Raw genomic sequence first — 21,539 nt, 5'->3', positions numbered from 1 at the left:
GACCGTCCCGACGCCCCTGATGCGGGCGAACACCAGCGGGCTGAACCTCAACGACTCGGTGTACGAGCGCCTGCTCAGGGAGCGCATCATCGTCCTCGGCTCCCAGGTGGACGACAACATCGCCAACCAGATCTGCGCGCAGATGCTGCTGCTGGCCGCCGAGAACCCCGACGAGGACATCAAGCTCTACATCAACTCGCCCGGTGGCTCGGTCACCGCGGGGATGGCCATCTACGACACGATGGAGTTCATCACCCCGGACGTCGCCACCTACGGCATGGGGCTGGCCGCCTCCATGGGCCAGTTCCTGCTCTCCGCGGGCACCAGGGGCAAGCGCTACGCCCTGCCGCACGCGCGGATCATGATGCACCAGCCCTCCGCCGGAGTGGGTGGTACCGCGGCGGACATCGCGATCCAGGCCGAGATGCTCACCCGCCACAAGCGGGAGATGGCCGAGCTCATCGCCTCCCAGACCGGCCAGCCGGTCGAGCGGATCGTGGCCGACTCCGACCGCGACCGCTGGTTCACCGCCGAGGAAGCCAAGGAGTACGGCTTCATCGACACCGTGATCAGCCGCGCCGCCCAGGCCAACTGAGCCGCACGAACCGGATAGGAGAGTAGGAAGATGATGAGCGAGTCACGCTCCCCGCAGTCCCGGTACATCCTCCCGTCCTTCGTCGAGCGGACGAACTACGGGGTCAAGGAGTCCAACCCCTACAACAAGCTGTTCGAAGAGCGGATCATCTTCGTCGGCAGCCAGCTCGACGACGTCTCGGCCAACGACGTCATGGCGCAGCTGCTGTACCTGGAGTCCGCCGACCCGGACCGCGAGATCCAGATGTACATCAACTCCCCCGGTGGCTCCTTCACCTCGTTGATGGCGGTCTACGACACCATGCAGTACGTCCGCCCGGACATCCGGACGGTCTGCCTCGGCCAGGCCGCGTCGGCCGCCGCGGTGCTGCTGGCCGCGGGCACCCCCGGCAAGCGCGCCGCGCTGCCGAACACCCGGGTGCTCATCCACCAGCCCGCCACCGAGGGTGTGTACGGTCAGGTGTCGGACCTGGAGATCCAGGCCAACGAGATCCAGCGGGTCCGCCACCTGCTGGAGTCCACGCTGGCCAAGCACACGAACAAGACGCCGGAGCAGGTCCGCGCCGACATCGACCGTGACAAGATCCTCACCGCGGTCGAGGCCAAGGAGTACGGCATCGTCGACGAGGTCATGCCCTACCGCAAGCTCTCCGCCGGCTGAGCTACGCACGCGGGGCTGATGTGTAGTAAACAGAGAGTCCTGTCTCGACACGCCGGGCGGCACGGTTTCCGTTGCGCGCTCGGCGTGTTCGAGAGAGGCTTGGACTCACTTACCAAGGACACGTTCGGAGCACGGCAGTTCGGCAGACGTGTCCTACCACTCTCGCTTTTCGGGGTGGGACGGGTACCGTCGAGGACGTAGACGGCCAGGCGCACGTGCGGGTGCGCCGGAGGGGACAGAGGTCAACGGCCATGGCACGTATCGGTGACGGCGGCGACCTGCTGAAGTGTTCTTTCTGCGGGAAGAGCCAGAAGCAGGTGAAGAAGCTCATCGCCGGCCCCGGCGTGTACATCTGCGATGAATGCATCGACCTCTGCAACGAGATCATCGAAGAGGAGCTGGCCGAGGCCGGCGACGTCAAGCTCGACGAGCTCCCGAAGCCCGCGGAGATCCACGAGTTCCTCGACCAGTACGTGATCGGGCAGAGCGACGCCAAGCGCACGCTGTCGGTGGCGGTCTACAACCACTACAAGCGCATCCAGGCCAGCGACCGGGTCAAGGACGGACAGGACAGCATCGAGCTGGCCAAGTCCAACATCCTGATGCTCGGCCCGACCGGCTGCGGCAAGACCTACCTGGCCCAGACCCTGGCGAAGCTGCTCAACGTGCCGTTCGCGATCGCGGACGCCACGGCGCTCACCGAGGCGGGCTACGTGGGCGAGGACGTGGAGAACATCCTGCTCAAGCTGATCCAGGCCGCCGACTACGACGTCAAGCGCGCCGAGACCGGCATCATCTACATCGACGAGGTCGACAAGATCGCCCGCAAGAGCGAGAACCCGTCGATCACCAGGGACGTCTCGGGCGAGGGCGTGCAGCAGGCGCTGCTGAAGATCCTGGAGGGCACCACCGCGAGCGTGCCGCCGCAGGGCGGTCGCAAGCACCCGCACCAGGAGTTCATCCAGATCGACACGACGAACGTGCTGTTCATCGTGGCCGGGGCCTTCGCGGGGCTCGAGCGGATCGTGCAGGACCGGATCGGCAAGCGCGGCCTGGGCTTCGGCGCGGAGATCCGCTCCAAGGCCGAGGTCGAGGCGACCGACATCTTCGCCGACGTGATGCCGGAGGACCTGATCAAGTTCGGGCTGATCCCGGAGTTCATCGGACGGCTGCCCGTGGTCGCCGCGGTGTCGAACCTGGACAAGCCCTCGCTGGTGCAGATCCTCACCGAGCCGCGCAACGCGCTGTCCAAGCAGTACCAGCGGCTGTTCGAGATGGACGGCGTCGAGCTGGAGTTCACCAAGTCGGCCCTGGAGGCCGTCGCCGACCAGGCGATCCTGCGCGGCACGGGTGCCCGTGGCCTGCGCGCGATCATGGAGGAGGTGCTCCAGCCGGTGATGTACGACATCCCCAGCCGCACCGACGTCGCCAAGGTCGTGATCACCGAGCAGACGGTGCGGGAGAACGTGAACCCGACCATCGTGGCGCGCCAGCCCACCCGGCGCGAGCGTCGCGAGAAGTCCGCCTGATCGGGCTATCTTGCGCACCCGCACCGGGCGCGCACCCGGACAGCTGATTCTCCTCCGCTCCTCCCGGCGGTAGTACTGAACTACCACCGAGAGGAGCGGACATGCGTCGGGACAGTGTTCGTCGGGGCTACGTGCTGCTGTTGCACGGCTGGACCGGATCGGGCACCGACCACTGGCAGAGCTGGCTCGCGGCGGAGCTGCCCCGGTACGGCGTGACCGTGGACCACCCCCGCCTCCCGGACCCCGCGCACCCCGACCTGGACTCGTGGCTCCCGGTGCTGCGCCACCGCCTCGGCACCGTCCCGCCCGACGCGGACCTGGTGGTGCTCACGCACTCCCTCGGCGGCATCCTGTGGCTGCACCACGCGGCCACCCTGAGCGGCCGGACCCGGCGGGCGCACCGGGTCCTCCTGGTCGCCCCGCCGACGGTGAACGCGATCCACCCCGGTTGGAACGGTTTCCGCTCGGTGGTCCTGGACGCCCGAGGTGTCCGCCTCGCGGCGAGCACCACCCGCATGGTGGCGGGTCAGGGCGACCCGTACAGCTCCCAGGCGGAGTCCCGTGCGCTGGCGGCGGAGCTCGGGGTGGAACTGGACGTCGTCCCCGGCGGTGAGCACCTCAACGCCGACTCGGGCTTCCAGCGCTGGCCGGCCGCCCTCGAATGGGCGCTGGGCACCCGCGCGTCGGTGCTGGACAACGCCCCCATCAGCACCTGATCCAGTTGGGCGCTGATCCAGTTGGCCGCTGTGTCAGGGTAGGTTGCGGCCCACGAAACGGACCACGTCCGGCAGCACCCGGTTGTAGAAGGCGTGGTTGTGGCCTCCGGGGCCCGTCGCGGCCACCGCGGGCTTGGCGCGCTGGATGAACTGGCGGACCCCGCCGATGAAGCTGTCCTCCGTGCCGCACCACATGCCGACCTTGGCCGCGCCGTGCTTGTCGATGTTGCGCAGCGGGTCCATCGAGGCCCACTCCGCCTGGTCGCGGAAGGCCCTGCGCTTGCTCATCTCGCCCCAGGAGGTGATCAGCGCCGGGGAGACCGCCGCGATCGCGCGCACCGGGTTCCGCTGCTCCAGGCGGCGGCGGGCGTACAGGAAGGCGCCGAAGCCGCCCATGGAGATGCCGGAGACCGCGAAGGGCACGCCGTCCGGGCCGCCGAGGCCGCGCTCGACCAGCCAGCGCGGGACCTCCTCCAGCAGCATCGCCATCGGGTTGTCGTTCTGCTGCTGGTGCCAGTAGGTGTTGGCACCGCCGTCCACCGCGACGAACGCGAAGGGACGGACGTGGCCCTTGTTGACCGCGTTCGCCAACGCGCCGGCCAGGTCCCCGCCCGGGGCCGAGCGGGCGTTGCCGAAACGGCCGTGCAGCAGCAGGCAGACCGGCAGGTTGCCGCTGGTGACGCTGGGCAGGAAGGTGGCGATCTCCACGTTCTGCCTGCGGTAGGTGGATCGGACCCGCTCCACGCGCATCACGCCGCGAGAGGGCAGCGACGCCAGTGCCGGTGTGGTGCTGGGCAGCGTCGCGACCGGCTTGAGCCCCTTCTCCGCCGGCCGCAGTACTCCGCTGCTCGCACCCACTCCGAGAGTGACCGTGGCAGCCGCCCCCGCGGCCGCGCTGATCAGCACCGTGCGCCGCGTGACGGCGCTGCGCTGACTGATGCCCCCCTGGGCCACTTCGAACCTCCCCGCGAGTCGGGGACGAATCATCCCCGTACTCACTTGACGCAATTGGAGCCATTCTCGTTACCCATTGCAGGGAAATCTTTCTAAGTGAGCTAGCTCACACTCTAAAGGCGGTTGTCAGACGACTCCCTTTTCGTGGAGTTCACGGGCGCTCTGGTCGTCGTAGCCCAGCCAGCGCAGCACCTCGCCGGTGTGCTGCCCCAATCGGGGGACGGGTGTCGGTGACCAGCTCCAATGCGTAGCGTCCACCGGCGGGCGCAGCATCCGGGCCTGCGCGCCACCCGGGGTGGGGACCTCGCGCCAGCGGTCACGCGCTGCGAGCTGTGGGTGGTCGGCAAGCCCGAGGACATCCCTCGTTCGGGCGGCCGGCACGTCGGCGGTGTCCAGGGCGAGGAGCAGCTCCTCCGCGGTCAGCCCGTCGAAGGTCCGTTGGAGCTCGGAGTGCAGCTCGTCGCGGTGATCGACCCGGGAGGCGACCGTGGTGAACCGCGGGTCCACCGCCAGCTCCGGACGTCGCAGGACCTGTTCGCACAGCCGTGTCCACTGCGGCTCGTTCTGCACCGCGAGGTGCACCGTCGCGCCGTTACCGCACCGGAACGGCCCGTACGGCGCGATGCTGGCGTGGTGCGCGCCCGAGACCGGGGCGGAACGCGGCCGGTGCCAGTGGCGTAGAGCAGAGGCTGCTGCATCCACTCCGCCAGTGACTCCAGCAACGACAGCCGCAGTGCGGTGCCCTCACCGGTGCGTTGACGGTGGTAGAGCGCCGCCAGGACCGCGGAGTGCAGGTGGACGCCGCCGGAGATGTCGGCGACGGAGATCCCGGTGCGGGCGGTCACCTTGCCTTCGCCGGTCAGCTCGATCAGTCCGGCCTCGGACTGCACCAGCGCGTCGTAGGCCTTGCGCTCCGAGTAGGGCCCGCCGTCGCCGTAGCCGGACAGCTCGCCGACGATCAGGTCCGGGCGTCGCGCTCGCAGCGTCTCTGCGTCCACCCCGATCCGCCGGGCGGCGGCGGGGGAGAGGTTGCACAGCACCACGTCGGCGCGCTCGACGAGGCGGTCCAGGACCTCACGGCCCGCGGGCTGCTTGAAGTCCAGGGTGACGGACTCCTTGCCGACGTTGGTCCACGCGAAGTACGAGGAGACCTCGCCGCAGGCGTTGTCGTAGCGCCGTGCGAAGTCGCCGCCGCCGACGCGTTCGACCTTGATCACCCGTGCGCCGAGGTCGGCGAGCAGCCGTGAGGCGTAGGGCACGGCGACCGCCTGTTCGAGGCTCACCACGACGACACCGTCGAGCGGCCGCATCAACGGTCCACTCTGGACTGTCCGGAGTAGACGTTCATCGAGGTCTCCCTGAGGAAGCCGACCAGCGTCATGCCCTGTTCGGCCGCGAGGTCGGCGGCCAGGGAGGACGGGGCGGAGACCGCCGCCAGCACCGGGACGCCCGCCATCGCCGCCTTCTGGACGAGCTCGAAGGACGCGCGCCCGGACACCATCAGCACGCAGCCGCGCAGCGGGACCCGGCCGGACATCAGCGCCCAGCCGATCACCTTGTCCACGGCGTTGTGCCTGCCGACGTCCTCCCGCGCCGCGAGGAGCTGCCCGGCCGCGGTGAAGAGCCCGGCCGCGTGCAGGCCACCGGTGCTGTCGAAGACCCGCTGGGCTTCGCGCAGCTTGTGGGGCAACGAGAGCAGGGTCCCGACGCCGACCTTCGTGTCGTCGCGCGTGAGGTCGTGGTGGCTGCGCACCCGGACCGACTCCAGCGCCGCCTTGCCGCACACCCCGCACGCCGAGGTCGTGTGGAAGTTGCGCTCGACTCCGCGCTCGATCGGGGGAACGTGAGCCGCGAGCGCGAGGTCGAGCACGTTGTAGGTGTTCTTGCCGTCCTCGTCGGTGCCGTCGCAGTAGCGCGCGGTCCGGACGTCCTCGACCGAGTTGATCACGCCCTCCGTCTGGAGGAAGCCGTGCGCCAGTTCGACGTCGTGGCCGGGGGTCCGCATGGTGACCGTGAGCGCACGACCGTCCACGCGAAGCTCCAGCGGCTCCTCGGCGGCGAGCGCGTCCGGGCGCCGGATCTCGCGGCCGTCGGAGATCCGCAGCACCTGGCGGCGGACCGTCACCCTGCCCATGTGGGCCTCCTTCGGAGGGCTCTGAGGTACACGCTATGTTGCCTCGTCATTTGTCTGGCCGGAGGTGCTCGAGTGGTGGCGGCTAGCTTTCTGAGCAGGTCTCGTATTGTCGCTAAATCCGGCTGGAGCCGGTGGTGGGTCCTTCCGGCCGCGTTGTCCGTGCACCTCGCCATCGGTCAGGCGTACGCGTGGAGCGTCTTCAAGCCGCCGCTGGAGGACGCGCTCGGGCTCAACGGGACGGCGAGCGCGCTGCCGTTCCAGCTCGCCATGGTCATGCTCGGCCTGTCCGCCGCCGTCGTCGGCACGGTGATCGAGCGCAACGGCCCGCGCTGGGCGATGTTCGTCTCGATGGTGTGCTTCTCGGCGGGCTTCCTGATCTCGGCGCTCGGTGTGGCCACTGAGCAGTTCTGGCTGGTGGTCTTCGGCTACGGGTTCGTCGGCGGGATCGGGCTCGGCGTCGGCTACATCTCCCCGGTGTCCACGCTGATCAAGTGGTTCCCGGACCGGCCGGGCATGGCCACCGGCATCGCGATCATGGGCTTCGGCGGCGGCGCCCTGGTCGCGTCGCCGTGGTCGACGGCGATGCTGGAGGGCTTCGGCAGGGACATCTCGGGCATCTCCACCACGTTCCTGGTGCACGGCGTGGTCTACGCGGTGTTCATGACGATCGGCGTGCTGCTGGTGCGCGTGCCCGCCGAGGACTGGAAGCCCCCGAGGTGGAACCCGCCCGCCGTCCGGCGCAAGCTGGTCACCACCGCGAACGTCTCCGCCAACAACGCGGTCAGGACGCCGCAGTTCTGGCTGCTGTGGGTGGTGCTGTGCTTCAACGTCACCGCGGGCATCGGCATCCTGGAGAAGGCCGCGCCGATGCTCCAGGACTTCTTCGCGCGCACCTCGGCCGAGGTCGGCGTCGCGGTGGCCGCCGGGTTCGTCGCGGTCCTGTCCCTGGTGAACATGCTCGGCCGCTTCCTCTGGTCCTCCGCGTCGGACATCGTGGGTCGCAAGAACGTCTACCGGATCTACCTCGGTGTCGGCGCGCTGCTGTACCTGGCGATCGCCTTGATGGGCAACGCCTCCAAGCCGCTGTTCTTCCTGTGCACCATGCTGATCATCTCCTTCTACGGCGGTGGGTTCGCCACGATTCCCGCCTACGTCAAGGACCTCTTCGGCAGCTACCAGGTCGGCGCGATCCACGGTCGCGTGCTCACCGCGTGGTCGGTCGCGGGCGTGCTCGGGCCGCTGATCATCAACGCCGTCGCCGACTCGCAGCGGGCGGCGGGCAAGGTGGGGCCCGAGCTCTACACGGTGTCGTTCTACGCCGTGATCACCTTGCTGGTCATCGCGTTCATCGCGAACGAGCTCGTGCGGCCGGTGCACCCGCGCTACCACGAGCCCGCGTAGTCGGTGCTCTGCCGGCGGCGCCACCACGTCACCGGCCGCCCACCCCTTCATCCCGTCACCCGGTGCTCTCTCGATCGCGTTGTGGAGCCTTAGCGCGAAATGGGAGCGCTCTTTCGCGCATTAAGGTGACAAAACGCGAAAACCATCGACCGCGCCAGCCCGCGCCGGCCCACGCCAGCCCCTGCCCTCGCGCCCGCAGCACCGCGGTGCGGCCCAGAGTGGGTCGCCGGCTCGGGCTATCGGGACGAGTTGGAGGACGAGCTTGAGTCGTTCGGGTCGTCTCCCGACGACCCGAACGCGGCGTGCGGGGGCCTAGTCGTCGTTCCGTGGTACCAGGCGGATCACGATGGACTTCGACGTCGGGGTGTTGGAGATCTTCGCCGTGGAATCCAGTGGCACCAAGGCATTCGCCTCCGGGAAGTAGGCCGCCGCACAGCGCTTGGCGGTGGGGTAGGCCACTACCCGGAAGCGCTCCGCGGTGCGGTCGGCGTCGCCCGCCCACTCGCTGACCAGGTCCACGACCGCTCCGTCGGCGATGCCCAGCACGGCGAGGTCGTCGGGGTTGACGAAGACGACCCGTCGCGCGTCCTTCACGCCGCGGTAGCGGTCGTCGAGGCCGTAGATCGTCGTGTTGAACTGGTCGTGGCTGCGCACGGTCTGCAGCAGCAGCCGGCCCTCCGGGATGTGCGGTGCTTCGAAGGTGTTCGCGCTGAAGTTCGCTTTCCCCGTCGTGGTGCGGAACTCGCGACTGTCACGGGGCGGATGCGGTAGTACGAAGCCGTCCTTGTCGCGGATGCGCTCGTTGTAGTTGGCGAAGCCGGGGATCACGCGCTCGATGCGGTCGCGGATGCGGTCGTAGTCGGACTCGAAGTCCTCCCACCGGACCACGTGCGCGTCGCCGAGGACCTTGCGCGCCATGCGGGCGACGATCGCGACCTCGGAGAGCAGGTGCTCACTCGCCGGTGCGTTGCGGCCGCGCGAGCTGTGCACGACCGACATCGAGTCCTCGACGCTGACGAACTGCTCGCCATCCTGCTGGATGTCGCGCTCCGTGCGGCCAAGTGTCGGCAGGATAAGGGAAATCTCGCCGGGCACCACGTGCGAGCGGTTGAGCTTCGTCGAGACGTTCACCGTCAACGCGCACGAGGACAGCGCGCGTTCGGTGAGCTCGGTGTCCGGGGTGGCGGAGACGAAGTTGCCGCCCATCGCGAAGAACACCGACGCCCTGCCGTCGCGCATCGCGCGCAGCGAGTCCACTGTGTCGTAGCCGTGCTTGCGCGGTACGGAGATGGAGAACTCCTTCTCCAGCGCGGACATGAACTCCTCCGGCATCTTCTCCCAGATGCCCATGGTGCGGTCGCCCTGCACGTTGGAGTGGCCGCGCACCGGGCAGGCCCCGGCCCCCGGCTTGCCGATCATTCCGCGCAGCAGCAGCACGTTCACGATCTCGCGGATGCTCGGCACGGAGTGCTTGTGCTGCGTCAGGCCCATCGCCCAGCAGATGATGGTCCGCTCGGACTCGATCATCATGCGGGAGACCTTGGCGATCTGCTCGCGCGGCAGGCCGGTGGCCGCGTCGACGGCGTCCCAGTCGAGGTCGCGGACGTGCTCGGCGTAGGCGTCGAAGCCGTGGGTCCGCTCGTCGATGAACGAGCGGTCCAGCACCGTGCCCGGCGCCGCGTCCTCCGCAGCCAGCATCAGGTGGCCGATCGCCTGGAAGAACGCGAGGTCACCGCCGAGCCGGATCTGGCAGAACTCGTCCGCCAGCGCCGTCCCCCTGCCGACGAGGCCGCTGACGTTCTGCGGGTTCTTGAAGCGGAGCAGGCCCGCTTCCGGCAACGGGTTCACCGCGACGATCTTCGCGCCGCGCTTCTTGGCGACCTCCAGCGAGGAGAGCATGCGCGGGTGGTTAGTGCCCGGGTTCTGGCCCACCACGACCAGCAGGTCCGCCGACTCCACATCGGCGAGCGACACCGAGCCCTTGCCGATGCCGATGGTCTCCTTCAGCGCCGCGCCGGAGGACTCGTGGCACATGTTCGAGCAGTCGGGCAGGTTGTTCGTGCCGTAGCTGCGGCAGAACAGCTGGTAGAGGAACGCGGCCTCGTTGCTGGTGCGGCCGGAGGTGTAGAAGATCGCCTCGTCCGGGCTCGCGAGCGCGTTGAGCTTCTCCGCGATGAGCGCGAACGCGCCGTCCCAGGAGATCGGCGAGTAGTGGGTTTCCCCGCGCCGCAACACCATCGGCTCGGTCAGCCGTCCCTGCTGCCCCAACCAGTAGTCGGTCTTGCCTGCGAGCTCGGCGATGCCGTGCCTGGCGAAGAACTCGCGGTCCACCCGGCGCCGGGTCGCCTCCTCGGCGATCGCCTTCGCCCCGTTCTCGCAGAACTCGGCGAGCTTGCGGTGGCCCTGCGCCTCCGGCCACGCGCACCCGGGGCAGTCCACGCCGTTGTGCTGGTTGAGCAGCTTCAGCGAACGCACCGTCCGGCCGACGCCCATCTGCTCCACGCTGCGTTTGAGCGAGACAGCCACGCCGGGAATGCCAGCGGCCCACTCCTTTGGCTTGCCAACGACCAGCTGGGACTCGTCGACGTCGTGCGCCGGGGGCTTGCGACTCATGCACTCATAGTGCTCGGTCGTCCGCCTTCGCACCAAGAGGACGCGAGTCGATCAGCGCGGCGAGTCCGTCGAGCACCCGTTCGAGGCCGAACTCGAAGTCCATCCCGATCGCGTCGAACGCGTCTGAACGCCTGATCCGGTTCAGGGTGGGAAACCGTTCCGGTGTCACCAGCTCCCGCCAGTACCGGTCACGGCTCGACCACCACTCGTCCTCGGTGACGCCGGTGTGCCGCTCCGCCAGCTTCGCGTCCACCGAGACGCGGGCGGCTCCGCGCACGTAGCCGTAGAGGGTGTTGAAGACAGCGACGATCTCGTTGTCGGACAAGCCGATGCCGGACAGTGCGGTGAGCGCGGACTCGTAGGCCGTGGTGCCGTTGGGGCCGAGGGCGGGGCGGTGCCACGCGAGCTGCAGGACCCACGGGTGGCGGTGGAACAGCGCCCACTCCTCGCGCGCGCAGACCTCCATCTTCGCCCGCCAGCCGCCTTCGACCTCCTCCAGCATCGGCGACTCCGCGTTGACGGTGTCCACCATGACGTCCAGCAGCTCGGCCTTGCCAGGCACGTGGCGGTAGAGCGACATCGTGGTGAACCCGAGCCGTTCGGCGACCGCGCGCATGGACAGCGCGCCGAGGCCGTCGGTGTCGGCGATCTCGATCGCGGCGAGCGCGATGCGGTCCAGGGTCAGCGCGGGTTTGGGGCCGCGGCTCGGGCGCGTTCGTCCACCCCAGAGCAGCTCCAGGCTGCGCTCGGGGTCACCACCGCTGTACTCGGTTGCCATCGGGGCTCATCGTAGAACTGTGTATGACGTACACTTAACTGTGTACGTCATACACTGGGAGGAGCGGGTGATGCGGGTTCGAGCCGCGGTCGCAACGGACGCGAGGGCCATGAGCGAGGTGCTGGTCAGGGCCTTCGACGAGGACCCGGTGATGAACTGGGTGTTCGCCGACGCTGAGCAGCGCCGCCGGGTCTACCCGCGGATGATCGCCGCCCTGATCAGGCACGCCTACCTCGCGCGGGGCGGCTGCGAGGTCGCGGAGAACGACGGCGCGATCCTCGGCGTGGCGTTGTGGGCGCCGCCGGGACGTGCGAAGACGCCTCGGTGGCGCCAGTTGCTCGCGGCCCCGGCCATGCTGGCCGCGGCGGGACCGGTGCAGTTCGTGCGGATCAGCCGACAGGGCGCGAAGCTCGACGCCGTGCTGGAGGCGGCGCATCCCAAGGAGCCGCACTGGTTCCTGTCGGTGCTCGGGACCGAGCCGAGCGCGCAGGGGACCGGAGTGGGCGGCGCGCTTCTGCGGTCGCGGCTGTCGGACTGCGGCGGCCTTCCGGCCTACCTGGAGTGCATCGACGCGAACGTGCCGCTCTACGAGCGCTTCGGTTTCAAGGTGATCAGCGCCATCCAGGTCCCCGACGGCGGTCCGACGCTGCGCGGGATGTGGCGGGTCTAGCGCTTTGTCCTGCAAGTCGTCCCGATGCCCCGAGGTGGCACCACCCCCCCCGTGCCCCCGTGGGCTGGCTGGCGTGGTCGGGGTTTTCGCGTTTTGTCACCTTGATGCGCAAAAGAGCGCTCCCATTTCGCATCAAGGTGACAAAACGCGAAAGGAGGGGCACGTGGGTGAGGGTGCCGGAGGGTAAGGGTGCCGGAGGGGGAGGGCGTCAGGGGGTGGTGAGGTGGTGTTACCACGTGCAGGACAGGTGCTGGGCGCGGGATGCGGTCTAGGCGCAGGAGTTCTCGGTGCCGATCGGCTTGGTGTGGTCGAGGTAGTACGACTGGTCGTGCTCCGCGGCCGGTCCCGTGGGTTGCACGCGCCGGTTGGCGCCGAAGGTGGGCGCCAGCAGTCCTTCCTTCGCGGGCCCGCAGTCCATCAGGTAGGTGAAGCCGTCGCCCTTGCCGAACCACAGCCCCAGACCGTCCTCCTCGTGCAGCAGGTACTCCATCTCCCAGCGTTCCACCACGATCCGGTCGGTCGGGTCGCCGAGCCGCTGCGGCGCGTCGTGCTGGAAGGCGTAGGCGACGATGAAGTTCGTCTTCGCCAGCAGGGCTCCCCGGTCGCCGGTGGTGATCGTCATCGAGCCGGAGACCCGCGGCGGATCGGCGGCCAGCCGGACCTTCGGCGAGATGAGCGTGCGCGCCCAGCCCAGCTCCGCCTGGGTGCCCTTGACCTCCGCACGCGCGTCCGGGGCGTAGAGGTCCAGCACCGGCTGGAGGGTCTTGCCGGTGAGCACGTCGGGGTTCAGCCTGGCCGCCACGAGCATCGCTCGGACGCGGTCGGTGAACGCGGCCACCCTGTCCGGTCCGTACGTGCCGACCTGGGCGGGTGGGGGAGCGGTGAAGCCAGTGGCGCCCTCGGCCCAGTTCGCCATCGGGGTGCCGAGAAAGGCGTTGACCGGAGCGGGTTCCGTCGTCGCCCCGGTGCCGCCGAGCAGCCCGTCGAAGCGGCCGTCCTGGTACATCAACCCAGCGATGCCGAGGATGCCGACGATCGCGAGCACCGAGACGACCACGTTGCCGCTCCGCCTTCGCCTGGTCAGGTCGTCGCCCATTCCGGTCCCCCTGGTGAGTGAGTAGCGGCGGAACGCTAGCAGCGGGAGCCGTCGGCGGGGGCGATGTCGGATGAAAGGGCTTCGCGGCGCTCCGTAAACTCTCCAGGCGTGACAGAAACCCTTCCGCCCCAGGCCAGCACCGAACTCCCCGCGCAGTGGGACCACGCGCGGGTAGAGGGCGAGCTGTACCAGCGGTGGGTAGACCGCGGCTACTTCACGGCGCGCCCGGACAGCGAGCGGTCGCCGTTCTCCATCGTCATCCCGCCGCCCAACGTCACCGGCAGCCTGCACATCGGCCACGCCTTCGAGCACACCCTGATCGACGCGCTGATCCGCCGCCGCCGCATGCAGGGCTACGACGCCCTGTGGCTGCCCGGCATGGACCACGCCAGCATCGCGGTGCACGCGCTGGTGGAGAAGCAGCTGCGCGAGGAGGGCACCTCCCGGCGCGAGCTCGGCCGCGAGGCGTTCGTCGAGCGCACCTGGGAGTGGAAGGCCGAGCACGGCGGCAAGATCCTGTCCCAGATGCGCCGCCTCGGCGACAGCGTCGACTGGACGCGCGAGCGCTTCACCATGGACGAGGGCCTGTCCCGCGCCGTCCAGACGATCTTCAAGCGCCTCTTCGACGACGGGCTGATCTACCGGGCCGAGCGGCTGGTCAACTGGTCGCCCGCGATGCGCTCGGTGCTCTCCGACGCCGAGGTCGACCACATCGAGGTCGAGGGCGAGCTGGTCTCCATGCGCTACGGCGACGGGGACGCCTCGATCGTCGTCGCCACCACGCGGGTGGAGACGATGCTCGGTGACACCGCCGTCGCGGTGCACCCCGACGACGAGCGGTACAAGCACCTGGTCGGCACCGAGATCGACCACCCGCTCACCGGTCGCAAGATCCCGATCGTCGCCGACGACTACGTCGACCCGGCCTTCGGCTCCGGCGCCGTCAAGATCACCCCGGCGCACGACCCCAACGACTTCGAGCTCGGCAAGCGGCACGACCTGCCGATGCCGACGATCATGGACGAGCAGGGCCGGATCGCGAACTCCGGGACCCGCTTCGACGGCATGGACCGCTTCGAGGCGCGGGTGGCGATCCGCGAGGCGCTGCGCGAGGAAGGCCGCATCGTCGCGGAGAAGCGGCCGTACCTGCACAGCGTCGGGCACAGCGAGCGCGGCAAGGAGCCGATCGAGCCGCGCCTGTCCATGCAGTGGTTCGTCAACGTCGGGCCGCTGGCGCGGGCCGCCGGCGACGCGGTGCGCGAGGGCCGCGTCAACGTCCACCCGCCGGAGATGGCCAAGCGCTACTTCGACTGGACCGACAACATGCACGACTGGTGCATCTCGCGGCAGTTGTGGTGGGGCCACCGCATCCCGGTCTGGCACGGCCCCAACGGCGAGATGGTCTGCGTCGGCCCCGACGAGCAGCCGCCCACCGGCGAGGGCTGGCGGCAGGACGAGGACGTCCTCGACACCTGGTTCTCCTCCGGGCTGTGGCCGTTCTCCACCATGGGCTGGCCGGACAAGACCGAGGACCTGGCGAAGTACTACCCGACCAGCGTCCTGGTAACCGGCTACGACATCCTGTTCTTCTGGGTCGTCCGGATGATGATGTTCGGCCTGTACGCGATGGACGGCCTGCCGCCGTTCCACACCATCGCGCTGCACGGCATGGTCCGGGACGCCAAGGGCAAGAAGATGTCCAAGTCCGCCGGCAACGTGGTGAACCCGTTGGAGTGGATGGACACCTACGGCACCGACGCGTTGCGCTTCACCCTCGCCCGCGGCGCCAACCCCGGCACCGACGTGCCGATCAGCGAGGAGTGGGTCGGCGGCTCCCGCAACTTCTGCACGAAGCTGTGGAACGCCACCCGCTTCGCGATGATGAACGGCGCCAAGGTCGTCAAGAACCCGCCGACGCTCGCCGAGCTCACCGACGCCGACCGGTGGATCCTCGGCCGCCTCGACGAGCTCACCGGCGAGATGGACACGCTGCTGGACGACTTCCAGTTCGCCAAGTCCACCGAGGCGCTCTACCACTTCGTGTGGGACGAGTACTGCGACTGGTACCTCGAACTCGCCAAGGTGCAGCTCGCCGACCCCGTCCAGGCCGAGCCAACCCGCGCGGTCCTCGGCCACGTGCTCGACACCGTGCTGCGGCTGCTGCACCCGGTCGCCCCGTTCATCTCCGAGCAGCTGTGGACCACGCTGACCGGCAACGAGTCCCTGGTGGTCGCGCCGTGGCCCAGGCCCTCCGGCCTGGCCAAGGACCTCGGCTCGGCGGAGCGGATCGCCTCGGTGCAGAAGCTGGTCACCGAGATCCGCCGCTTCCGCTCCGACCAGGGCCTCAAGCCCGGCCAGAAGGTCGCGGCGCGGCTGGTCGGCATGGACGCGGCGGGGCTGGGCGGCATGGAGCCCGCGCTGCGCTCGCTGGTCCGGCTGACCGAGCCGGGCGAGTCCTTCGCGGTCTCGGCCTCCTTCGAGCTCGGCCTGCCCTCGGGCACGGTGACCGTCGAGCTGGACCTCTCCGGCGCGATCGACGTGGCCGCCGAGCGCAAGCGGCTTGCCAAGGACCTCGCGGTCGCGGAGAAGGAGTACGCGGGCACCGACGCGAAGCTCAACAACCCGAAGTTCACCGACAAGGCCCCGGCCGAGGTGGTGGAGAAGATCCGCGCGCGGCGCGAGGCGGCCCAGGCCGACATCGACCGCATCACCGCCCGCCTCGCCACCCTGCCGGAGGCGTAGGCGTCGCCCGTTTCGTCGGACTCGTAGCGGGGTTGGAGAAGCGCTCTCCTTCCCCGCTACGAGTGCGAAACGGGGTTCTCCGCCCCGCCGACGAGCATGGGGCGGGAGTGAAGGGCAGGCGGGGAAGCGGTGCCCGGCGCGGGGTGGAAAAGCGCCGGTCGTAGACTGGTTTGACGTGAAGCCAACCCCCGTGAACCCAGCCCCGTCGGGGGAGTGAGAAGTGCCTCGAATCGATCCCGCCGCCCTGGCCGCGCTCAACGCGGTCGAGGCCGAGCTGAACCAGCGCTGGCCCGAGACGAAGATCGAGCCGTCCCTGGACCGCATCCGCGCGCTGGTGGACCTCCTCGGTGAGCCGCAGCGCTCCTATCCCGTGCTGCACATCACCGGGACCAACGGCAAGACCTCCACCTCCCGGATGCTCGACGCCCTGCTGAGCACCGTGGGCCTGCGCACCGGGCGTTACACCAGCCCGCACCTGCAGCTGGCCACCGAGCGGATCAGCATCGACGGGGCGCCGATCAGCCCCGAGCGCTACGTCGAGGTCTACCGGGACATCGAGCCGTACCTCGGGATGATCGACAAGGCCTCGCAGGAGGCCGGGAAGCCCGCGCTGAGCAAGTTCGAGGTGCTGACCGCGATGGGCTTCGCCGCCTTCGCCGACGCCCCGGTCGAGGCGGCGGTCGTCGAGGTGGGGCTCGGCGGCTCGTGGGACGCCACCAACGTCGCCGACGGGCAGGTGGCCATCATCACACCGATCGGGATCGACCACGTCGACTTCCTCGGTGACGACGTGCTCCGGATCGCCGAGGAGAAGGCCGGGATCATCAAGCCCGGCGCGGTCGCGGTGCTCGCCGAGCAGCAGAGCGAGGTCGCCGCGGTCCTGCTCAAGCGCTGCGTCGAGGTGGACGCCACCGTGGCGCGCCAGGGCATGGAGTTCGGGGTCCTGGAGCGCGAGGTCGCCGTCGGCGGGCAGATGCTCAGGCTGCAAGGCCTGAGCGGCGTTTACGACGAGATCTTCCTGCCGCTGCACGGTGAACACCAGGCGAAGAACGCCTCGCTCGCGCTGGCCGCCGCGGAGGCGTTCTTCGGCGCCGGGCCCGATCGGCAGCTCGACGCGGAAGCCGTTCGGGTGGCATTCGGAGGGGTCTCCACGCCTGGGCGACTGGAGCGGGTGCGGTCAGCACCTGCGGTTCTGGTCGACGCGGCGCACAATCCACATGGTGCCCGCGCCCTCGCGGCCACCATCTCTAGTGAGTTCGCGTTTCGTCGACTGATCGCTGTAGTCGGGGTGATGCGCGACAAGGATGCGTACGGCATCCTGTCAGAGCTGGAACCGGTGGTCTCCGAAGTGGTGCTCACCCAGAACTCGTCCCCGCGCGCGATGGACGCCGACGAACTCGCCGGCATCGCCCGCTCGGTGTTTGGCGAGGATCGCATCGTCGTCGAGCCGAGGCTCGAGGACGCGGTCGAGGTCGGCGTGCAGCTGGCCGAGGAGACCGACTCCCCGGACGAAGTGCTGTCCGGTGGCGGTGTGCTGATCACCGGTTCCGTGATCACTGCTGGGGATACCCGCGCACTTTTTGGCAAGGAGCCGTCATGAAGTCCTGTTCCCGTCCCAAGCCGCCGCAGAACACGGCCAACCGGGACGCCGAGTTCGATGATCGTCCCTGGCGCGTCGTCCGCGGGTTCTCCGTGGTCAAGGTCGCCCAGGAGCGCGGTATGCGGTCCCTCGTCGCGGGCGGCCCCGCCAACCGGCGGCGCGCGCGATGACCGAGGCGCCGACGCGGCCCGGCCCCCAGGCTCGCCGCAAGGACCCGTGGAAGGGTCTGCGCGGCATCCAGGCGGGCACGCTGGTGATGGAGGCGATCGTGGTGGCGCTGTCGCTGCTGGTCATCGCCAAGTTCCAGGACATCACCGGCACGGGCGGCATCCTGGTCGGCGCGCTCGCGGTGGCGATGGTCGTGGCCAGTGGGTTCCAGGGCAAGCCGTGGGGTCTCGGCCTCGCGGTCGGCCTGCAGGTCCTGATGATCGCCGCCGGTTTCGTCGTCTTCACCCTTGGCGTGCTCGGAGTGGTCTTCGCCCTGGTCTGGGGCGCGCTGCTCTGGCTGCGCCATGATCTTCGCCGTCGAGAGGCCGCGCAGGCCGCGGCCTCCTGACGGAGCCCGCCACCCCAGATCTGCTAACTGTGTGGGGTGGACTTCTGGACGGAACTCATCGAGGCCCAGGCCGCCCCTCCGCCGCCTGTGGTCCTGGTGACGGGCGTGGTCGCACTGGTCGTGGTGCTCTCGCACACCCCGTGGCGGCTGGCCCGCAACATCATCACCATCGTGCACGAGGCGGGCCACGCGCTGGTCGCGGTGCTGGTCGGCAGGCGGCTCAGCGGGATCAGGCTGCACTCGGACACCTCTGGGGTGACCGTCTCCCGGGGCCGGCCGACCGGGCCCGGGATGGTCTTCACCTCGCTCGCGGGCTACGTGGCCCCGGCACTGGTCGGGCTGGGGTTCGCCGCGCTGCTGGGGACCAACCGGATCACGCTGCTGCTGTGGGTCTGCACCGCGGTCCTGCTGGCCATGCTGATCATGGTCCGCAACATCTACGGAGCGGCGTTGCTGCTGGTCACCGGGGCCGCACTGGTGTCGGTGTCGATGTTGACCACCAGTGGTGTGCAGGCCGCGCTGGCGTACCTGATCACCTGGTTCCTGCTCGTCGGCGGCGTGCGCCCGGTGAGCGAGCTCCAGCGCAAGCGCAGCCGGGGCCGGGCTCGGGACTCCGACGCCGACCAGCTCGCCCGGCTGACGAGCACGCCCGCGGTCACCTGGGTGCTGGTGTTCTTCGTCGTCACCCTCGGCTCGCTCGCCCTCGGCACCACCTGGATGCTCACTGGAATAGTTTTCTGAGTCGCTGAGGCGGAAAGCTGCGTTTGATTTCCTGTAGCGCGACGGGCCCCTCCCCGGGTGGGGGAGGGGCCCGTCGTCGGTGCCGCGACGTGGCTAGGTCAGGTCGGAGCACTTCCTCGCGTCCGGGTCCGCTCCCGCCTTGGGCACCCAGCGGATGTTGGCGAAGGACGCCTGGAACGCGCCGTCGGTGTAGACGAGGAACGGGGTGTTGACCCCTTCCGGGTCCAGCCCCTTCTCGGCGAAGCAGGCGATCGGGATCTTCACCGTCGACTTCGTGCCGACGGGGAGGTCGGTGAACAGCTTGGTCGCCGCCACCTCACCCTGGCACGGGTAGGTGCAGTGGGTGCTGATCACCGTGCGGTTGGCCGGTTTCTGGCCGACGACCACGTCGAAGGTCAGCGCCGCGTTCGCGTTGAGGTAGCCCCGCAGGTCCGTCCCACCCGCCGGGTTCTGCAGGAAGACCTGGCCCGGAGCGGTGCCGTTCCAGGTGACCTTGAGACCGTCGCCCTGCACGTTCACGTCGGTCGGGACCGTGGTGATCGAGGCGTGCGCCGCCGTGCCGTCCGGGCCGATCTCCGTGCCGCCCCAGTTGTCCGGGGAGCCGATGTAGCTTTTGTACGGCGCGACGTCCTGGCGCACGAAGATCTCCAGGTCCTCGCCCGCCTCGCCGCCCCCGCCGGAGTTGCCGCAGGTCGCAGGGGCGCTCTCGTCGAGCTTGCCGACCGCGCCGGTCTCCCAGTTGTGCAGGCCGTAGCCCAGCTTGAACAGCGGGTCGTACCCGGCCGACTCCGGGTTCAGCGGGGTCTGGCAGGCCGCCTTCGGCCAGGAGTACGGCAGCTTGCCGGTGTAGCCGATGCCGGTGTTCCAGCCGCGCACCAGCAGGTCCGCGACGCCGCCGCCCTCGGTGCCGGGCAGCCAGGCCGCGACGAAGGCATCGGAGCGGTTGAGCTCCTTGTTGACGTGCAGCGGGCGGCCGGAGACGAAGACCGTGACCACCGGGGTGCCCTTGCCGCTGACCTTGTCCAGCACGGCCAGGTCGTTCGGGTAGAGCTTGGCCGCCTCCAGGGTGCGCTTGCCGATGTCGCCGTTGCCCTCCGCGTACGGGGTCTCGCCGATCACCGCGATCACCGCGTCGTAGCCCTTCGGGTCCACGTCGCCGTTCTCGCTGAAGGTCACGTTGGCCTGGCCGAGCGCCTCCTTCAGGCCACCGAGGATGGTGGTGCCGTTGGGGAAGTCCGCGTTGGTGTTGCCGGTGCCCTGCCAGGTGAGCGTCCAGCCACCGGTCTGGTTCTGCATGCTGTCGGCGCTCTTGCCGACCACGAGCACCTTGGAGCGCGGGGCCAGCGGCAGCACCCGCTTGGTGTTCTTCAGCAGCACCTGGGACTTGCGCACGGCCTCGCGGGCGATCTTCCGCGCGTCCTTGGCGTCCGGCTTGCCCGCGTGCTCGCGCAGCGAGGGCTTGGGCGCGTCCAGCGCTCCGGCCCGCGCCTTGACGCGCAGGATGCGGGTGACCGCGTCGTCGATGCGGGCCATCGGGATCTGGCCGCTCTCGACCTGGGCGGTCGTGTTGGTGATGAACGCCTTCCAGTCGTTGGGCACCATGAACACGTCGATGCCCGCGTTGACCGCTCGGGCGCAGCTCGCGTTGGTGCAGCCCTCGACCTGGCCGTGGCCGTTCCAGTCGGAGACGACGACGCCGTCGAAGCCGATCTTGTTCTTCAGGATGTCGTTCAACAGCAGCTTGCTGCCGTGGATCTTGCCTTCCTTGATCCCGAGCTCGGCGTTGGTCCAGCTGTTGAACGAGGCCATCACGGTCTGCGCGCCCGCGGCGAGCGCGCCGTAGTAGCCCTGGCCGTGCACGTTGATCATGTCTGCCTGTGAGGACGGGTTGACGCCCTGGTCCTTGCCGCCCAGGGTGCCGCCGTCCCCGATGAAGTGCTTGGCGGTGGCGATCACGCCGTCACTGCCGATGCCCTTGGGGCTGGAGCCCTGCAAGCCTCTGACGGCTTCGTAGCCGTAGGCGCGGGTGATCCTCGGGTCCTCGGAGAAGCCCTCGTAGGTGCGGCCCCAGCGGTCGTCCTTCACCACGGCCAGCGTCGGTGCGAAGGCCCAGTCCTGGCCGGTCGCGCGGACCTGCTCCGCGGTGGCCTCGCCGATGTCGCGGATCAGGCACGGGTCCTGGGCGGCGCCGAGGCCGATGTTGTGCGGGAAGACCGTCGTGCCGAAGACGTTGTTGTTGCCGTGCACCGCGTCGATGCCCCAGATCACCGGGATCTTGGTGCGGGTGCTCACCGACGCCTGCCAGTAGGCGTCGGCGAGGTCCAGCCACGCCTTGGGGGTGGCGTGCTTGTCCTTGTTGGGCCAGGAACCGCCGCCGTTGAGCACCGAGCCGATCGAGTACTGCTTGACCTCGTCGGGGGTGATCGCCGCGATCTCCGGCTGGGTCATCTGGCCGATCTTCTCGGCCAGGGTCATGCCCTTGACCAGCTCAGCGACGCGGCGTTCCACCGCGGCGCTGTCCGTGATGCCGCTGCGGACCTTGGGCCAGTCCTGGTAGGTGGGCAGCTTCTGGTCGATCCGGGCACAGCCGTTCCAGCCGAGGTCGGGCTTGCCGACGACGGGCTGCCGCGAGCCGCCCTGCGTGCTCTCCGGTTCCGGGGCGGCCGTCGCGACCCCGGAGACCATGCTCACCCCGAGCAGGGCGGCGAGCCCGGCGGTGCGGGCGCGCGACCACATCGGCGATCTTCTGGACAT

18 protein-coding genes and 1 pseudogene are annotated in these 21,539 nt (G+C 69.4%); 11 read left to right on the top strand and 8 right to left on the bottom strand.

The window, feature by feature from the left end:
• Positions 1–19 precede the first annotated feature (19 nt).
• The 4 genes from ACFFQA_RS35775 to ACFFQA_RS35760 all read left to right on the top strand — a co-directional run bounded on the left by ACFFQA_RS35775 (position 20) and on the right by ACFFQA_RS35760 (position 3,500).
• Positions 20–595, top strand: coding sequence for an ATP-dependent Clp protease proteolytic subunit (locus ACFFQA_RS35775; protein WP_377862322.1), 576 nt, complete (start codon positions 20–22; stop codon positions 593–595).
• 33 nt (positions 596–628) lie between these two features.
• Positions 629–1,255, top strand: a complete 627-nt coding sequence (locus ACFFQA_RS35770; protein ID WP_377862145.1) for an ATP-dependent Clp protease proteolytic subunit — start codon at positions 629–631, stop codon at positions 1,253–1,255.
• Positions 1,256–1,506: 251 nt separating this feature from the next.
• Positions 1,507–2,784: an ATP-dependent Clp protease ATP-binding subunit ClpX gene (gene clpX / locus ACFFQA_RS35765; RefSeq protein ID WP_377862142.1), complete on the top strand. Its 1,278-nt coding sequence runs from the start codon at positions 1,507–1,509 to the stop codon at positions 2,782–2,784.
• Between the two features lie 101 nt (positions 2,785–2,885).
• The gene (locus ACFFQA_RS35760) at positions 2,886–3,500 is read left to right on the top strand and encodes an RBBP9/YdeN family alpha/beta hydrolase (protein WP_377862139.1); all 615 of its coding nucleotides are present in this window, start codon (positions 2,886–2,888) and stop codon (positions 3,498–3,500) included.
• A 33-nt stretch (positions 3,501–3,533) separates the two neighbouring features.
• On the opposite strand, the gene ACFFQA_RS35755 is transcribed toward ACFFQA_RS35760, so the two are convergent.
• The 4 genes and pseudogenes from ACFFQA_RS35755 to fdhD all read right to left on the bottom strand — a co-directional run bounded on the left by ACFFQA_RS35755 (position 3,534) and on the right by fdhD (position 6,588).
• Positions 3,534–4,454, bottom strand: a complete 921-nt coding sequence (locus ACFFQA_RS35755; RefSeq protein WP_377862137.1) for an alpha/beta hydrolase — start codon at positions 4,452–4,454, stop codon at positions 3,534–3,536.
• Positions 4,455–4,580: 126 nt separating this feature from the next.
• Complete coding sequence (locus ACFFQA_RS35750; protein WP_377862134.1) at positions 4,581–5,156, bottom strand: CoA transferase; 576 nt, start codon at positions 5,154–5,156, stop codon at positions 4,581–4,583.
• Between the two features lie 38 nt (positions 5,157–5,194).
• A pseudogene (locus ACFFQA_RS35745) lies at positions 5,195–5,764 on the bottom strand (CaiB/BaiF CoA transferase family protein); the annotation flags it as partial.
• Positions 5,764–6,588 (bottom strand): formate dehydrogenase accessory sulfurtransferase FdhD, encoded by an 825-nt coding sequence (gene fdhD / locus ACFFQA_RS35740; RefSeq protein ID WP_377862131.1) that lies wholly within the window; start codon positions 6,586–6,588, stop codon positions 5,764–5,766. The gene fdhD and the pseudogene ACFFQA_RS35745, both read right to left, overlap by 1 nt.
• A gap of 75 nt (positions 6,589–6,663) precedes the next feature.
• Here fdhD and ACFFQA_RS35735 point away from each other — a divergent pair, with 75 nt between their 5' ends.
• The gene (locus ACFFQA_RS35735; RefSeq protein ID WP_377862128.1) at positions 6,664–7,989 is read left to right on the top strand and encodes an L-lactate MFS transporter; all 1,326 of its coding nucleotides are present in this window, start codon (positions 6,664–6,666) and stop codon (positions 7,987–7,989) included.
• A 312-nt stretch (positions 7,990–8,301) separates the two neighbouring features.
• On the opposite strand, the gene ACFFQA_RS35730 is transcribed toward ACFFQA_RS35735, so the two are convergent.
• Positions 8,302–10,602, bottom strand: coding sequence for an FdhF/YdeP family oxidoreductase (locus ACFFQA_RS35730; RefSeq protein ID WP_377862125.1), 2,301 nt, complete (start codon positions 10,600–10,602; stop codon positions 8,302–8,304).
• A 4-nt stretch (positions 10,603–10,606) separates the two neighbouring features.
• A complete protein-coding gene (locus tag ACFFQA_RS35725) occupies positions 10,607–11,380 on the bottom strand; it encodes a TetR/AcrR family transcriptional regulator (protein WP_377862123.1) in 774 nt (257 codons plus the stop codon).
• 70 nt (positions 11,381–11,450) lie between these two features.
• Here ACFFQA_RS35725 and ACFFQA_RS35720 point away from each other — a divergent pair, with 70 nt between their 5' ends.
• Positions 11,451–12,050, top strand: coding sequence for a GNAT family N-acetyltransferase (locus ACFFQA_RS35720; RefSeq protein WP_377862120.1), 600 nt, complete (start codon positions 11,451–11,453; stop codon positions 12,048–12,050).
• 268 nt (positions 12,051–12,318) lie between these two features.
• On the opposite strand, the gene ACFFQA_RS35715 is transcribed toward ACFFQA_RS35720, so the two are convergent.
• Entirely contained in the window at positions 12,319–13,146 is an 828-nt protein-coding gene (locus ACFFQA_RS35715; RefSeq protein ID WP_377862117.1) for a hypothetical protein, read from the bottom strand.
• 63 nt (positions 13,147–13,209) lie between these two features.
• On the opposite strand from ACFFQA_RS35715, the gene ACFFQA_RS35710 reads away from it, so the two are divergent.
• The 5 genes from ACFFQA_RS35710 to ACFFQA_RS35690 all read left to right on the top strand — a co-directional run bounded on the left by ACFFQA_RS35710 (position 13,210) and on the right by ACFFQA_RS35690 (position 18,785).
• Positions 13,210–15,888, top strand: coding sequence for a valine--tRNA ligase (locus tag ACFFQA_RS35710; protein ID WP_377862114.1), 2,679 nt, complete (start codon positions 13,210–13,212; stop codon positions 15,886–15,888).
• Between the two features lie 220 nt (positions 15,889–16,108).
• Entirely contained in the window at positions 16,109–17,488 is a 1,380-nt protein-coding gene (gene folC / locus ACFFQA_RS35705; RefSeq protein ID WP_377862111.1) for a bifunctional tetrahydrofolate synthase/dihydrofolate synthase, read from the top strand.
• On the top strand, positions 17,485–17,658 hold the full coding sequence (locus ACFFQA_RS35700) for a hypothetical protein (RefSeq protein ID WP_377862108.1): 174 nt from the start codon (positions 17,485–17,487) through the stop codon (positions 17,656–17,658). The genes folC and ACFFQA_RS35700 overlap by 4 nt, the downstream gene beginning before the upstream one ends.
• A complete protein-coding gene (locus ACFFQA_RS35695) occupies positions 17,655–18,044 on the top strand; it encodes a DUF4233 domain-containing protein (RefSeq protein ID WP_377862106.1) in 390 nt (129 codons plus the stop codon). The genes ACFFQA_RS35700 and ACFFQA_RS35695 overlap by 4 nt, the downstream gene beginning before the upstream one ends.
• A gap of 36 nt (positions 18,045–18,080) precedes the next feature.
• Positions 18,081–18,785, top strand: a complete 705-nt coding sequence (locus ACFFQA_RS35690; RefSeq protein ID WP_377862103.1) for a M50 family metallopeptidase — start codon at positions 18,081–18,083, stop codon at positions 18,783–18,785.
• 93 nt (positions 18,786–18,878) lie between these two features.
• Here ACFFQA_RS35690 and ACFFQA_RS35685 read toward each other — a convergent pair whose 3' ends face one another.
• The gene (locus ACFFQA_RS35685) at positions 18,879–21,539 is read right to left on the bottom strand and encodes a glycoside hydrolase family 3 protein (protein ID WP_446681699.1); all 2,661 of its coding nucleotides are present in this window, start codon (positions 21,537–21,539) and stop codon (positions 18,879–18,881) included.

Origin of the sequence: Allokutzneria oryzae (assembly GCF_042429765.1) — a bacterium.
GTDB classification, from domain to species: domain Bacteria; phylum Actinomycetota; class Actinomycetes; order Mycobacteriales; family Pseudonocardiaceae; genus Allokutzneria; species Allokutzneria oryzae.
This window is presented reverse-complemented; position numbering and strand designations above follow the sequence as displayed.

What these genes read in the sequence shown, in the direction of transcription:
- ACFFQA_RS35775 (WP_377862322.1), top strand. Translation starts at nt 20, where the DNA reads ATGCGGGCGAACACCAGCGGGCTGAACCTCAACGACTCGGTGTACGAG.
- ACFFQA_RS35770 (WP_377862145.1), top strand. Translation starts at nt 629, where the DNA reads ATGAGCGAGTCACGCTCCCCGCAGTCCCGGTACATCCTCCCGTCCTTC.
- clpX (WP_377862142.1), top strand. Translation starts at nt 1,507, where the DNA reads ATGGCACGTATCGGTGACGGCGGCGACCTGCTGAAGTGTTCTTTCTGC.
- ACFFQA_RS35760 (WP_377862139.1), top strand. Translation starts at nt 2,886, where the DNA reads ATGCGTCGGGACAGTGTTCGTCGGGGCTACGTGCTGCTGTTGCACGGC.
- fdhD (WP_377862131.1), bottom strand. Translation starts at nt 6,588, where the DNA reads ATGGGCAGGGTGACGGTCCGCCGCCAGGTGCTGCGGATCTCCGACGGC.
- ACFFQA_RS35730 (WP_377862125.1), bottom strand. Translation starts at nt 10,602, where the DNA reads ATGAGTCGCAAGCCCCCGGCGCACGACGTCGACGAGTCCCAGCTGGTC.
- ACFFQA_RS35725 (WP_377862123.1), bottom strand. Translation starts at nt 11,380, where the DNA reads ATGGCAACCGAGTACAGCGGTGGTGACCCCGAGCGCAGCCTGGAGCTG.
- ACFFQA_RS35720 (WP_377862120.1), top strand. Translation starts at nt 11,451, where the DNA reads ATGCGGGTTCGAGCCGCGGTCGCAACGGACGCGAGGGCCATGAGCGAG.
- ACFFQA_RS35715 (WP_377862117.1), bottom strand. Translation starts at nt 13,146, where the DNA reads ATGGGCGACGACCTGACCAGGCGAAGGCGGAGCGGCAACGTGGTCGTC.
- ACFFQA_RS35710 (WP_377862114.1), top strand. Translation starts at nt 13,210, where the DNA reads ATGTCGGATGAAAGGGCTTCGCGGCGCTCCGTAAACTCTCCAGGCGTG.
- ACFFQA_RS35700 (WP_377862108.1), top strand. Translation starts at nt 17,485, where the DNA reads ATGAAGTCCTGTTCCCGTCCCAAGCCGCCGCAGAACACGGCCAACCGG.
- ACFFQA_RS35695 (WP_377862106.1), top strand. Translation starts at nt 17,655, where the DNA reads ATGACCGAGGCGCCGACGCGGCCCGGCCCCCAGGCTCGCCGCAAGGAC.
- ACFFQA_RS35685 (WP_446681699.1), bottom strand. Translation starts at nt 21,539, where the DNA reads ATGTCCAGAAGATCGCCGATGTGGTCGCGCGCCCGCACCGCCGGGCTC.